Origin of the sequence: Wolbachia endosymbiont (group A) of Volucella inflata (assembly GCF_947250665.1) — a bacterium.
In the GTDB taxonomy this organism is placed as follows: domain Bacteria; phylum Pseudomonadota; class Alphaproteobacteria; order Rickettsiales; family Anaplasmataceae; genus Wolbachia; species Wolbachia pipientis.
In genome coordinates, this window is the sequence record NZ_OX366338.1 from 533,094 (window position 1) to 546,094 (window position 13,001).

Here is a 13,001-nt window from a genome sequence, read left to right on the forward strand (position 1 = left end):
CATTAACCCAAGCTTTAGGGGTATTTTATGGATCAGAAGACAGATAAGTTTCCACAATTTTTAAAAATGTTGTGCTTTGTTGAAATGTGGGAACGTTTCTCTTACTATGGAATGAGGGCACTTTTGGTCCTATTTTTGACTTCTCACTTAGGTTTCACTGATGAGAGGGCCTTTACTATTTACTCATTATTTGCTGCAACAGGTTATGCTATACCAATACTTGGAGGTTTTTTAGCTGATAAGTTGATGGGATTCCGCAACATGGTGTTGCTTGGAGGGATAGTGATGATAGCAGGTCATGCTTGCATGTCATTAGTTGACTTTGAACCAGGTTTATTATATTTAGGTTTATCTCTAATAGCCATAGGTACTGGTATGTTTAAAGGGAACGTAACTAACTTACTTAGTTCATGCTATGGCAAAGACGATCCTGAACGTAGCAGAGGCTTTACTTTATTTTACGTAGGCGTGAATATTGGAGCAATGTTGGCTTCTATTTCATGTGGTTATGTAGCCCACTTGTTTGGCTGGCACTATGGCTTTGGTCTAGCTGGCATTGGGATGTCTATAGGACTCATCGTTTTTCTCAAGTTTCAGAGTCTTTTAGGAGATAGCGGCCTTTCTCCTTATCCAGAGCTTATGAATAAGCGCATATTAGGGATTAAAATTTTTGGTATAGTATTGATAGGAAGCTTTCTGTCATCATCAATAATTGCTAAAATGCTTATACATAGTGAATTTTTTACTAATATGCTCATATTTGTTGGAATAACAGCTCTGGGCATATTTATTTATATAATATCTAAATTATCAGCAGAATAAAGACGAAAATTAGTGGCATTATCTATTCTTGTGGTATTTCTCTTGTGTTTTTTTGCTTTAGAAATGCAGCTTGGCTCTTTGGTTAACTTATTCACCGAAAGAAACGTTATTAACAATGTATTAGGTATAACAATTCCAGCTTCAGTTTCTCAAGCCATAAATCCTTTGTCAATTATAATATTTGGCTTTCTTTTTGGAACATACATGAAGTTTAAGCAAAAATATGCAACTTCCATGTTTACCCTTGGCCATTGTAAGTTAAAAATGTGATATAAAAGAGATAAGAGGGAAAGATAACCCTACTCACTATAGGAATAGGGCTATCACGGGCATGTGCGACCGAAGAGCCATTGGTATTACAACCGTTCAGATCAAGGTACACTAGCCCCATCTCTCGATACGTTTGAATAGTTGCATGGGACATATGTATGCACCCGTTTACAATCTTAAATTAATTAAACTATCGAGGTTATTTATTATGATTACATCTTATCAAAATTTCATTGGAATTGATATCGGAAAATTTAAAAATGTTGCCGTAACTCACAACCAAAAGAGCACTATCAAGTTTGACAATGATGCTACTGGTTGGCAACAGTTGTTTCAAAAATTTTCAGATATCCTACCTAATTCTCTAGGCTCTGTGGACAAAATTTTAGAGAAGCCATACAAGAGCTCCAACAAAATTGAGAAAACCCATAAAAACCTCAGCAGTTTTATCAAATCTGGAAAAAATGCGCCTAAAATTTTTAATTTTACCAAAAAAACACTCAATCAAATGACGTTCTTTGTAGATATGCTCATCGTAATACCTTTGCACTTTTCGATTCCGTTTTGGCGGAATAACTACTGTACATCCCTTGTCTTCAAGACTTGTAACAAAGGCATTGCTATCGTAGCCCTTGTCAGCTACTACAGTAGAGTTATAGATACTTTCGGTCAACACTTGTGCCTGCGTAATTTCATTTCTTTGACCAGGAGTCAGAGTAAATTTAAGTGGATTTCCAAGTGCATCGACAAGCGCATGTATTTTAGTTGTAAAGCCACCTTTGCTCCTCCCTAAAGCTTCTTGATCCTTGGAGTTTTTTGTATATCCAGATGAACATGGATGGGCTCGGATGATCGTACCGTCGATTATAGCAACTTCTAAATCAGGCTCTTGTTTAGTATATTCAAGCAATTTTTTCCAGACATCTCTTTCACACCATCTTTTAAATCGCTTATGTATACTCCTGTAATTACCATAAGTTTTTGGTAAAAGTCTCCATTGGCAACCACTTCGCACTATGTACCACACTGCCTCTATGAATATTCTTAAACGTTTTTCATCTTTGCTGTGCATTCCTTTTACGCTTTTTATGAACTCTAAAATTTGTTTCCAATTTTCCTCTTTGATGTAATATTGCATATGGTAGTTTCTCCATTTTTTACCTATTAGGCTAAACTACCATCTTTTTCTCTCTTTTCATATTTTTTGTCCACAGAGCCTAGTAACTTTGGAAAACACTGGAAAATATGAGCTTGGCTTAGCACATTTTCTTGTTGATAAGAATGTTGCTGTACATCGAGCTAATACTCGCAAAGTAAAAAGCTTTGTCATATCTCATGGAACTTTAGCAAAGTCTGATCAATCAGATGCAAGAGCTCTTGCTCAATATGGATGTGAACGCTATAGTACTCTATCTCTATTTGTGCCTATGTCAAAAGAACAAACAGCCTTAGTTGCACTTTGTCAACGACGTGATGACATTACACAAATGAGAGTTCAAGAGAAATGTAGACTGAAAGCACCTGAAAACGAGCATATAAAAGAAAGTTGCCAAAAAACCATTGACTTTTTTAACGGTCAGATAAATGAGATCAATAATGCAATACAAAAAATCATTGATGAAAATCTAGAGTTACAAAAGCGCCAAAAAATACTTAGAACAGTACCGGGAATAGGTATCAAGTTATCTCAAGATTTTGTATGCCTGATGCCAGAACTTGGCTACTTAAACAAAAAAGAAGTTGCAAGTCTTGCTGGAGTTGCCCCGCATCCAAAAGAAAGCGGTAAAACTATTGGTTACCGAAGGATAACAGGTGGTAGAAGCAATGTTCGTGCAAAGCTTTTTACTGCTGCTATGGCTGCTGCAAAGTCTAAATCTGTACTTGGTGCTTTTTATTCTGATCTCATTGGTAGAGGTAAAAAAAGATGGTAGCTATAACAGCTCTAATGCATAAAATTATAGTGATTGCTAATGCAAGACTTAAAGAAGCAGTCAACGTAAATTTTTAAAATCTGTATAGAAAATAGGTTGATGAATATGTGCGCCCACACAAATTTAAAGCACATATTCATCAACCATACGGTCTAAGCAGTGGTAGTTGTTTGATATAAATTTCTTTCTGTAGTAAACTAGGGTTTTTGTTGCCAAAAATACATTTTTTAATTGAATAAAAATACAAAGTTATAAACAAGAGTTGTAATAAGACTAAATTCAAAAAATTTAAAAAAACATAGTTGATCTATAGTTAAGTCTCCTATCATATTATGGCTTTCATCTAGTATTTCGCTTCCTATTTGATAATGGCCAGTATATTCGTTAAAGGAACCATCTGTCAATTTGATGTATCCGTTACCAAATTCCTGCTCTAAATTTAAAAGATGATTAGTGTTAATAAAATCTATTTCGTTCATTATCTACCTCACTAAAAATTAAATTATAATTAAAATAAGATGTTAAGTCAAGATGTTGAGTAATTTAATAAGATTAGTAAATTTTAAAATACAGAGCTGACTGTAATTAACACTCTAATTACATATTTTGTTAATGTATCAATGTTATAATAACACAGAGCTCTATCTTAATTCTTGACTTTGTCCTATAAAATTCATACTTTATTTACTGTTTATAGTTCAGATTAAAATGGCATTAAATCCGCTGGAGCAGTTTAAAGTATATACAATAATAGAGTTACCTAGGTTATTTGGGTATGACGTAAGCTTTACCAATTCATCTCTTTTCACGATGATTTCGGTGATATTGGTGATACTCTTTTTGCTTTTTGGAATAAAGAAGGAGGCAGTAATACCAGGATATTTGCAAGCTGCAGTTGAGTATGTATATGATTTTGTTATTTCAATGATAGAAAATAACACTGGAAGCAAAGGCTTGCAGCACATTCCATTGATATTTACAGTGTTTATTTTCATTTTATCATGTAATTTGGTTGGTGTTCTTCCTTATAGTTTCACGGTCACAAGTCATGTGATAGTCACCTTCGCTTTATCGATGGTGGTTTTTATTTATATAACGATTGTTGGATTTAAAGAAAGGGGAGTAGAATTTTTACGCATATTGCTACCAAAAGGAACTCCTTCGTGGCTTGCACCTATAATAATTATTATTAAGTTGTTTGCTTATTTAGTAAGGCCGGTTAGCCTATCAATAAGGCTTGCAGCAAATATGATTGCTGGTCATACAATCATCAAAGTGATAGCAGGGTTTATTGTAAATATGAACATATTTTTCACTCCTGCACCGTTTTTGTTCATAATTGCATTGATAGGATTTGAAGTATTTGTTGCAATTTTACAAGCTTATATATTTACTATATTAACATGTGTATATTTGTCAGATGCAGTAAAGTAATTGACTTCCTTGTAGAATATTTTACAATTATATTATAAAGAAAAATTAAAGGTAATATATGGATTTAGTAGCTTTAAAGTTTATAGCAATTGGTTTAGCTGTGTTTGGAATGCTCGGTGCTGGTTTAGGTATAGCTAATATCTTCTCTGCTATGTTAAATGGGATTGCGAGAAACCCTGAATCAGAAGGTAAAATGAAAAGTTATGTTTATATTGGTGCTGCCATGGTTGAAATCATGGGATTGCTTGCGTTTGTACTTGCAATGTTATTAATATTTGCTGCTTAACAGATGCCACAGCTTGATGTTTCAACCTTCTTTTCTCAAGTTTTTTGGTTTTTAATTTTTTTCTCTTCACTTTTTTTCGTAGTAAGTTGTTTATTTTTGCCAAAGTTAGATGAAATAATAAGCACTAGAAGTAAAGAAGTATTGGATTCTTTTAATAGTTCTGTTCATCTTTTAAGACTCACGGAAGATCAGGTTGCCAAGTATAATGCCGCTTTAAACCAAGCTAGAATACAGGCAAAAAAAATCATAGATGATGCACTTGCTCAGGTAGAAGAAATGAGAGCTAATGTTAAGAATATATTAGAAGAGGAAGACAAAAAAAAGAGCAAGCTTATTGAAAAAAAAGTGGCAGAATTTAAATCTGAATATACTGATCAGTTAAAACAAATGGCTACTAGTATTGCTTTAATTTATTATACTAAATTGACTAATTCTGAAATTGAAGAGGAATTTATTGCTGACTTGGTGTCCAAAGAATTTTAGGGGTTTTTATGTCTACATCACTGATTATCGGTCTTGCCTTCTTGGTAAGTTTTGTCCTTTCGTATAAATTGCTAAAGAAAGTGATAAAAAATGCGCTTAACAATAAGCGTAACAAAAGCAAATTTTCAAGTGAAGAAACTGAAAAATTCAGGAAAGATATGTTGGAGTATTACAAAAAATCTTCTAAAAAATACAAAGAATTAGATGCAGAAGTTAATAAAATGATGAATGAAGCACTTGATAAAGCTAATAGTATCATTAAGCACAATAGACAGCAGCTAGATCAGACATTAGATGACAATTCCCATTCTAACTTGAAGAAAGTCACTGACCAAGTTGAAAAAGCTCTTGGAGATTTACAGGCTAACACAGCGAATATAGCTGCTGATGCTGTAAAAAAAATAATGCATGAACGTAAAGATGATAAGCGTAGTAGCGAGGTCATATCTTCATTTTCACGTGACTTAAATAAAAAATTGCATTAGGTTCAATGCAACAATTGCCTATACTTCAAGCTGATAATGTAGAAAAAATTAAGTTTGATTCTAGTTTGTGCAAAGAGCCAGAGAAACTTTTTTACTATAAATTTAATATAATTCCTTGGCAAAAATTAAATAATACTACTTTTTTTATGGTTGAAGACACAAGCCGAGATATCAACCGTTGGGTCGAAGCTCATTACGGTATTGACTATGTATTAATAAAAGTGGATAGCGAACAGATTTTAAATCTTCTTAACTCGCACTTTGGTATTTCAGAATTTGCAAGCAACTACTTATATTACAAGAATCCTAATTTTTCAGCTAAAAGCATTAAACTAAGCTCAATATTTTTTGCTTCTTTCTTTATTGTAACTTCAATTTTAACACTAACAGAGAAATATACATATTTTGCTTTGATGTTGATATTTATAATCGAATGTTCTAGTTATTTATTCAAGTTTATAGCTACAGTTTTTAGCTTATGTGAAACCTCCAACCAAAAAGTGGATTATAGTAAGCTGAATGAAGAAGATTTTCCTATATATACTATTTTATTGCCTGCTTTTAAAGAAAGTGCAGTGATAGAGCAATTGATCGAAAGCATTGAAAGTTTGGATTATCCAAAATCAAAATTAGATGTGAAGCTTCAGGTAGAAAGTGATGACCAAGAAACGCTAGCAGCTATAGAAAAGTACACTTTACCGCAGTATTTTGAAGTAATAAAAGTGCCTCATTCTTTGCCTAGAACAAAAGCCAAGTCATGCAATTATGCTATGAGCTTTGCTAGAGGAAAGTATGCAGTAATATATGATGCGGACGATAAACCAGACCCATTGCAGTTAAAAAAAGCACTGATTGAATTTAATAAGGGCGACGATAAGTTAGCCTGTGTACAGGCGAAATTAAATTACTATAATTGTGATTATAATTTTCTCACAAAATCCTTTTCTCTGGAGTATATGAACTGGTTTCAATACTTATTGCCTGGATTCCAAAAAATGAACATGCCAATGCCTTTGGGTGGTAGCAGTAATCATTTTTCAGTAAAAATTCTAAAAAAAGTGTTTTTCTGGGATGCTTACAGTGTTACCGAAGATGCTGACCTCGGTTTGAGACTTGCGCAAATGGGATATAAAACCAGGATGATTGACTCAGAAACATTGGAAGAGTCACCAATTGTTGTATTTGCTTGGATTAAGCAAAGAGCGCGCTGGATCAAAGGCTATATGCAAACTTATATTGTTCATTTTAAAAATATAAAGTCACTTTATAAACACACTGGATTTAAGGGAATTTTGCTATTGAATCTTTTTGTTGGCTCCGCAGCTTTTATATTTTTTACTACTCCATTTTTACTGCTTTCATTAATATTAACTAAAGTTTTAAATGATTATTTTTGTACTACTTTGTAGTGGTATACGTTACTAACCTGATTCTTCTGGTAATAGCTGTCAAACAGCAAAAGATGCCTTTTTATTTTTATATAGTATCGATATTTTTTCCGGTCTATAGTCTGCTACATAGTGTTGCAGCTTTTCTTGCCTTGTGGGAATTTATTCTTTACCCTGAGCGATGGAACAAAACTCAGCATGGTTTATGGAAGCAAAACCTGTAGCTATTTGGCTTTTTCTCTGCTCGGTCATGGTAATTCTCATGGTAGGGATTGGTGGATTTACCAGACTTTCAAAAGCAGGATTGTCAATCACGGAGTGGAAACCAATTACTGGAACATTACCACCACTGAGTGAACAAGACTGGCTACAAGAAAAATTAAAATACGAAGCTACACCTGAATATAAAGCACTTAACTATGGTATTAGTATGGAGGAGTTTCGCGCTATATACTTAATAGAATATGTACACAGATTGGTTGCAAGACTAACAGGTTTAGTTTTTGTCCTGCCATTTATATATTTCATATTAAGAAGAAAAATATCTAAAAAGGTAGTAATAAAGCTATGTGTGGCATTATTATTTGGAGCTTTACAAGCTTTTGCTGGTTGGTATATGGTTAAAAGTGGTTTAGTAACTGAACCTCATGTTAGCCACTATAGGCTTGCACTTCACTTATTATTAGCATTAATTATCTTTGCATTATTGTCATATCAATTTTTTGATTACCAAATATGGATCCCAGTGTTACGTACACAACTATACGAACATTGCAGTATAAGAGTAATTTTCACCAAGGAAGATGTCATCCCAGTGCCCAGACACTGGGATCTAGAAAACTTAACTTTAAATAAGTGGCTGCATAGTAAAAGCTGGATTCCAGTGTCAGCTACTTTCATGACACCATTTGCTGTGCAATTTATTTTCAAAAGTAAGCGTTCGTACAGTTGTGTGTCAGCTACTCGGATGACAGGATTTCAATCTACTAACAGTAGTATATATTACACAATACTTATTCTGATTCTAATTGTAATACAAATAATTTTCGGCGCATTTGTTGCGGGATTAAATGCTGGTTTGATTTACAATACCTTTCCACTAATGGACGGACAAATCGTTCCAGAAGATTTATTTTTCTTACAGCCTATATGGCTGAATATCTTTGAGAACAGAGCGACAGTGCAATTTATACATCGAGCACTGGCATTGCTAATACTAACTTTGGTAGTAATACTCACAGTAAAAAATGCTAGCGTAAAACCGGTATATATTATGCTGCTCTCCATCATCATTCAGATAATTTTAGGAGTGGTTACTCTTTTGTTACACATACCAATAGCCATTGCCATAGCTCATCAAGTGTTTTCATTTATCTTGTTTGGGTCAAGTTTGTACTTCTTATGTTATTTAAGAAAGCAGACTACATCACCAATCTGCACATTTTTTCCTTCTTGAACGGGAATATTTTTTATCACCATTGCTGCTTCAGCACATATGATATTTTCCATTTTCATTGCCTCCACCACAAATAAAGGTTGTCCTATTTCCACCTGATCTCCTACATTTACGTGTAATTTAACTAATAAACCAGATATTGGGGATTTTACAGCATCTGCTGAAATCCCTTCTGTTTCATTATTTAGCATTAACTTACTTAATTCAGCTACATGAGGTTTTAATATACAACACTCAGCTTTCATACCTGCATGTCTTATGAAGTACTTGCTGCCTTGTCTTTCTATTTTAAGTGCTATATTGGTATCGTCATTAATTGTGATATATAGCAATCTATAACTTGATTTCCACTTGCCTACTACAGAGTATGTATTGTGGTTATATACTGTTGTTAATATATTATCTTGATATCTTGCACTTATGGAGTACTCGTTATCATTTATATTCACTATGAATAAATCTCTTGCACGGTCACCTGCCATCCGAGTAGCTGATACTGGTGCCCCTTCTTTTTTACTAGATTCCAGTGTCACGCACTGGAATGACACCTGAGGTGTTTTATTCACTGCTTCGTAATAGTACCTTTCTTCATTTTCTAAATGAACATATAACGTAGTGAAAATAAATATTTTAATATACTCTTCTGTAATAAAATCGCCGTGAAACCCACTAGGGTAATGGTCTGGAATGAATCTCGTGTGGAGCTTCGCTGCAATAAAATTTGGGTGATGGAAGATGGATTCTAGAAATTCTATATTATTTGTTACTCCTCCTATATAACATTTAGACAATGCTTTTTGCATTCTGCTGATCGCTTCTACTCTATCTTTTCCATATGTTATCACTTTTGCAATCATTGAGTCATAGAACGTGCTAATTTCTGAACCTGCAGCAACTCCATCATCTATTCTTATATAATCATTTTCATCCGGTTTATCATAATATTTTATCCTTCCGCTGGAGGGGAAAAATTTCTTCGATGGGTCTTCAGCGCAAATTCTACTTTCTATTGCAGAACCAGTAAGTTTAATATCATCCTGATTGAATCTCAATTTCTCTCCACAGGAAGTTCTAATCATTTCTTCTACTATGTCTATTCCAGTGATAAATTCTGTTACTGGATGCTCAACTTGTAATCTCGTATTTACCTCAAGAAAATAGAAGTTTTGGTCTTTATCTACAACAAACTCAACAGTGCCTGCTGAAAAATAGCCAACTTGCTTTGCCAAAGAAACACATTGGGCATACATTTTTTGTCTTACTTCTTCACTAATGAATGGACTTGGCGTTTCTTCCATTATTTTCTGGTTATTCCTCTGTATCGAGCATTCTCTTTCTCCAAGACACACTATATTGCCATATTTATCTGCTATGATTTGTATTTCAATATGTCTTGGTAACTCTATATATTTCTCTATAAAGATACTGCCATCCTTAAAACTTTTCTCTGCTTCATTTGTGGCTGATGTAAATGCTAGTTCAATTTCTTTTTTGGAGTTTACAATTCGCATTCCTTTGCCACCACCGCCTGATGCAGCTTTAAGCATAACCGGAAAGCCAATTTCTTCAGCAACTTGAGCTGCGTGGGCAGCGTCGCTAATCTTACCCATATATCCTGGCACTACATTCACTCCAGCTTTTTTTGCCGCTTCTTTTGCTGTTATTTTGTTGGCTGTAACTTCTATTGTTTCTGCACTGGGACCGATGAAGTCTATATTATGTTTTTGAAGAGCACGTGGAAAATCTGGATTTTCTGCTAAAAAACCATAGCCAGGATGAACTGCCTGCGCACCTGTTTCAACTGCTACTTCACATATTTTTTCAATGTTTAAATAACTGAGGCAAGATGGCGAAGGGCCGATATATCTTGACTCATCTGCTTGTCTTACATGTACAGAATTAGTATCTGCATCCGAATACACACACACACAAGATATACCCATCCTACGAGCAGTCCTGATAATCCTGCAGGCAATCTCCCCTCTGTTTGCTATTAAAATCTTACTGTACTTCTTTTCCGTCATCTTATCAGTATACTTTCTTAGCTTGAGAAAGTAAATTTCTATATCATTGCCTGCAATTTTTTGTTATATCCTTGCAAGATCCGCATTACTAAAAGTTTCTACTGGAGTGCTCACGTCATGCAAGTCATGTATCTCACTAAATACTTTGCCTGACAGATACGCAGCCCCACCAGAAATTATCCCAGCCATCGAAGCCAATGCAAGAGACTGAGAAACTAAAAATAAAAAGTATAAAGACAAACATAAAGCAGCAATACATGCTATCGCTCCTACTATATATAAGCATAGGCGAAACTTCTGGTTACATATAAAGCTGTCTTTTATGCCTGCGATTTCTTTTATTTCTTTTTTGACTGTCTTACTAACCCAGTCAAGAGGAGTCTTTTTAGATTGATCTAGCGCACATCTATTGCACAATGCCTCTTTAACATAATTCTTGACATTTTCTAATTTTTTCGGATCACAAGTTGGGTTAGTTTTTTCAGACTCCAAATGCTTGAATATTCCTTTTACTACACTTGGTAATATCCCCACTTCTGCTGCTATATGAAATGGATTTTCATGATCTTTATTGTACTCTAACAAATGAACATTACTTTCAACACTTTTCTTGAAAATAGATAAAAACTTATCAACCTTTCCTGTTTTTGCAGCTAAATGCAGGAGATTATCTCCCCTAATTCTTTGTTTTGTTTTATCAAATGGGCCGGTGTAATGCCAATTGATATTAGCTTCATTATCTGAAAGCAATTTTGCTATATCTACAAGTTCATACATAACTCACCTCGCTATATTTAACCAACACTAAATTATACAACACGATTTATTAAAAATAAAGAAAATTTAATCTCTCAGGATAAATAAATTCTACATTGTTACAAACGTGGATTTTAGGTATCATAGCCTATACTTTACTGTAACAATAACATGCTAGACGTAGTCACGAGATTCGCTCCATCACCCACAGGGTTTTTGCACATTGGTGGGGCCCGCACTGCGTTATTTAATTGGCTCTATGCAAAGCATCATGGTGGCAGGTTTTTGCTAAGGATTGAAGACACCGACAGAAAACGTTCAACACAAGAAGCAATTGATGCAATTATAGAAGGGCTAAAATGGCTCGGTGTGAGTTATGATGGAGAAATAGTATATCAGTCAAAAAGAATAGAGCGGCATAAAGAAGTAGCAAACCTTTTATTTGAGAAGGGTAGGGCGTATCACTGTTATTGCCCTGAGGATGAAGTTGCAGAAAAGAAAATAAAAGCAAGAGAAGAGGGCAAGATATATAAGCATAAGTGTACTACAAAACCTCCTTCTTGTCATCCCAGTGCTCGACACTGGGATCCAGAAAAAAATATGTGGTCACGCGCTGGAATGACATCGGGTGTGAGGTCAGTTATCCGTTTCAAAGTGCCAGACTCGCAAGAGATCGTCATTGATGACAAAATATACGGCCAAATCAAAGTAAATAGCAACCAGCTTGATGATATAGTGATCTTACGCTCTGACAACACTCCAACATATATTTTTGCTGTCGTAATTGACGATCATGATGCTGGAATAACTGATATAATACGTGGTTCTGACCATCTTACTAATACCTTTAAACAACTACTAATATACCAGGCTCTTGATTTTGACATTCCACGCTTTGCACATGTGCCGCTTATCCATGGGGAAGATGGGAATAAGCTATCCAAAAGGCACGGTGCCACAAGCGTTTGCGATTATGAAAAGATGGGAATATTGCCCGAAGCAATGCGTAATTACTTGCTGAGGCTTGGTTGGAGCCACGGCAACGATGAGATTATTAGCGATGAACAAGCAATAGAGTGGTTTAATTTAGAAAGCATTGGTCGTTCACCTGCACGGCTCGATTTCAAAAAACTGGAGCATTTGAATAACCACTATATTAGTAATATAAGCAATGAAGATATTCTGACTCTAATGCTTAGAAAAAATACTCTAACTGACAAAAAAAAGGGCTATTTACTGCAGGGACTGACAGAGCTAAAAAAAAGAGCAAACTACCTGACCGAATTATTGGATTTAGCAAAATTTTATATTCAAGATCCGCCACTTGATTTAAGTGAAGAAGCTTGTCAAATTGTCAAATCTAACCTCAATATAATTAAGTTACTCGCATCATTTCTGTCAAAGATTGGTGATGAAAATTGGAATAAGGGTTTTTTATCTTCTCAGATCAAGGAATGTGCAAAATTGCACGATATGAAAATAAGCGATGTATACCACTCATTACGCGCCCCTATAACTGGAGTAATGGATGCACCTGGAATCATTGATATCATGGTGATTCTTGGTAAAGATGAGTGTATAAGAAGGTTACAAGCAATTTAAATGAAATAAGAAAATTACTTGACATCCTTCACCAGTGACCTTACCCAGAAAAAGTGGAGAGAAA

Annotated in this window: 10 protein-coding genes and 4 pseudogenes; 10 read left to right on the top strand and 4 right to left on the bottom strand. The window is 34.7% G+C overall.

Annotated elements, in window-relative coordinates; genetic code table 11:
* Positions 1 to 111 precede the first annotated feature (111 nt).
* Together OOK85_RS02660 and OOK85_RS02665 are read left to right on the top strand one after the other, a co-directional pair.
* Positions 112 to 1,092: pseudogene (locus OOK85_RS02660) on the top strand (peptide MFS transporter).
* Between the two features lie 208 nt (positions 1,093 to 1,300).
* Positions 1,301 to 1,471: pseudogene (locus OOK85_RS02665) on the top strand (IS110 family transposase); the annotation flags it as partial.
* A gap of 6 nt (positions 1,472 to 1,477) precedes the next feature.
* Here the strand turns inward: OOK85_RS02665 and OOK85_RS02670 are convergent.
* Positions 1,478 to 2,230, bottom strand: coding sequence for an IS5 family transposase (locus tag OOK85_RS02670; protein ID WP_264702259.1), 753 nt, complete (start codon positions 2,228 to 2,230; stop codon positions 1,478 to 1,480).
* Between the two features lie 70 nt (positions 2,231 to 2,300).
* Here OOK85_RS02670 and OOK85_RS02675 point away from each other — a divergent pair.
* A pseudogene (locus tag OOK85_RS02675) lies at positions 2,301 to 3,100 on the top strand (IS110 family RNA-guided transposase); the annotation flags it as partial.
* A 150-nt stretch (positions 3,101 to 3,250) separates the two neighbouring features.
* On the opposite strand, the gene OOK85_RS02680 reads toward OOK85_RS02675, so the two are convergent.
* Complete coding sequence (locus OOK85_RS02680) at positions 3,251 to 3,502, bottom strand: hypothetical protein (RefSeq protein ID WP_264703875.1); 252 nt, start codon at positions 3,500 to 3,502, stop codon at positions 3,251 to 3,253.
* A gap of 229 nt (positions 3,503 to 3,731) precedes the next feature.
* On the opposite strand from OOK85_RS02680, the gene OOK85_RS02685 reads away from it, so the two are divergent.
* The 6 genes and pseudogenes from OOK85_RS02685 to OOK85_RS02710 all read left to right on the top strand — a co-directional run bounded on the left by OOK85_RS02685 (position 3,732) and on the right by OOK85_RS02710 (position 8,555).
* Positions 3,732 to 4,457 carry a F0F1 ATP synthase subunit A gene (locus tag OOK85_RS02685; RefSeq protein ID WP_264703877.1) on the top strand — a complete coding sequence of 242 codons (726 nt, stop codon included), beginning with the start codon at positions 3,732 to 3,734 and terminating at the stop codon, positions 4,455 to 4,457.
* A gap of 58 nt (positions 4,458 to 4,515) precedes the next feature.
* Positions 4,516 to 4,743: a F0F1 ATP synthase subunit C gene (locus OOK85_RS02690; RefSeq protein WP_006014985.1), complete on the top strand. Its 228-nt coding sequence runs from the start codon at positions 4,516 to 4,518 to the stop codon at positions 4,741 to 4,743.
* Positions 4,744 to 4,746: 3 nt separating this feature from the next.
* Positions 4,747 to 5,226, top strand: a complete 480-nt coding sequence (locus tag OOK85_RS02695) for a F0F1 ATP synthase subunit B family protein (protein ID WP_065094794.1) — start codon at positions 4,747 to 4,749, stop codon at positions 5,224 to 5,226.
* An 8-nt stretch (positions 5,227 to 5,234) separates the two neighbouring features.
* Positions 5,235 to 5,711, top strand: a complete 477-nt coding sequence (locus OOK85_RS02700) for a F0F1 ATP synthase subunit B family protein (RefSeq protein ID WP_264703879.1) — start codon at positions 5,235 to 5,237, stop codon at positions 5,709 to 5,711.
* A 14-nt stretch (positions 5,712 to 5,725) separates the two neighbouring features.
* Positions 5,726 to 7,323, top strand: a pseudogene (locus tag OOK85_RS02705) (glycosyltransferase family 2 protein).
* Positions 7,305 to 8,555 carry a COX15/CtaA family protein gene (locus OOK85_RS02710; protein ID WP_319803673.1) on the top strand — a complete coding sequence of 417 codons (1,251 nt, stop codon included), beginning with the start codon at positions 7,305 to 7,307 and terminating at the stop codon, positions 8,553 to 8,555. The pseudogene OOK85_RS02705 and the gene OOK85_RS02710 overlap by 19 nt, the downstream one beginning before the upstream one ends.
* On the opposite strand, the gene OOK85_RS02715 is transcribed toward OOK85_RS02710, so the two are convergent.
* Both OOK85_RS02715 and OOK85_RS02720 read right to left on the bottom strand, forming a co-directional pair.
* On the bottom strand, positions 8,504 to 10,579 hold the full coding sequence (locus tag OOK85_RS02715) for an acetyl-CoA carboxylase biotin carboxylase subunit (RefSeq protein ID WP_264703885.1): 2,076 nt from the start codon (positions 10,577 to 10,579) through the stop codon (positions 8,504 to 8,506). The genes OOK85_RS02710 and OOK85_RS02715 overlap by 52 nt on opposite strands.
* Positions 10,580 to 10,642: 63 nt before the next feature.
* The gene (locus tag OOK85_RS02720) at positions 10,643 to 11,329 is read right to left on the bottom strand and encodes a hypothetical protein (RefSeq protein WP_264703887.1); all 687 of its coding nucleotides are present in this window, start codon (positions 11,327 to 11,329) and stop codon (positions 10,643 to 10,645) included.
* Between the two features lie 177 nt (positions 11,330 to 11,506).
* Between OOK85_RS02720 and gltX the strand changes: the two genes are divergently transcribed.
* On the top strand, positions 11,507 to 12,937 hold the full coding sequence (gene gltX / locus OOK85_RS02725) for a glutamate--tRNA ligase (RefSeq protein ID WP_264703889.1): 1,431 nt from the start codon (positions 11,507 to 11,509) through the stop codon (positions 12,935 to 12,937).
* Positions 12,938 to 13,001 lie beyond the last annotated feature (64 nt).

What these genes read in the sequence shown, in the direction of transcription:
- OOK85_RS02670 (WP_264702259.1), bottom strand. Translation starts at nt 2,230, where the DNA reads ATGCAATATTACATCAAAGAGGAAAATTGGAAACAAATTTTAGAGTTC.
- OOK85_RS02680 (WP_264703875.1), bottom strand. Translation starts at nt 3,502, where the DNA reads ATGAACGAAATAGATTTTATTAACACTAATCATCTTTTAAATTTAGAG.
- OOK85_RS02685 (WP_264703877.1), top strand. Translation starts at nt 3,732, where the DNA reads ATGGCATTAAATCCGCTGGAGCAGTTTAAAGTATATACAATAATAGAG.
- OOK85_RS02690 (WP_006014985.1), top strand. Translation starts at nt 4,516, where the DNA reads ATGGATTTAGTAGCTTTAAAGTTTATAGCAATTGGTTTAGCTGTGTTT.
- OOK85_RS02695 (WP_065094794.1), top strand. Translation starts at nt 4,747, where the DNA reads ATGCCACAGCTTGATGTTTCAACCTTCTTTTCTCAAGTTTTTTGGTTT.
- OOK85_RS02700 (WP_264703879.1), top strand. Translation starts at nt 5,235, where the DNA reads ATGTCTACATCACTGATTATCGGTCTTGCCTTCTTGGTAAGTTTTGTC.
- OOK85_RS02710 (WP_319803673.1), top strand. Translation starts at nt 7,305, where the DNA reads ATGGAAGCAAAACCTGTAGCTATTTGGCTTTTTCTCTGCTCGGTCATG.
- OOK85_RS02715 (WP_264703885.1), bottom strand. Translation starts at nt 10,579, where the DNA reads ATGACGGAAAAGAAGTACAGTAAGATTTTAATAGCAAACAGAGGGGAG.
- gltX (WP_264703889.1), top strand. Translation starts at nt 11,507, where the DNA reads ATGCTAGACGTAGTCACGAGATTCGCTCCATCACCCACAGGGTTTTTG.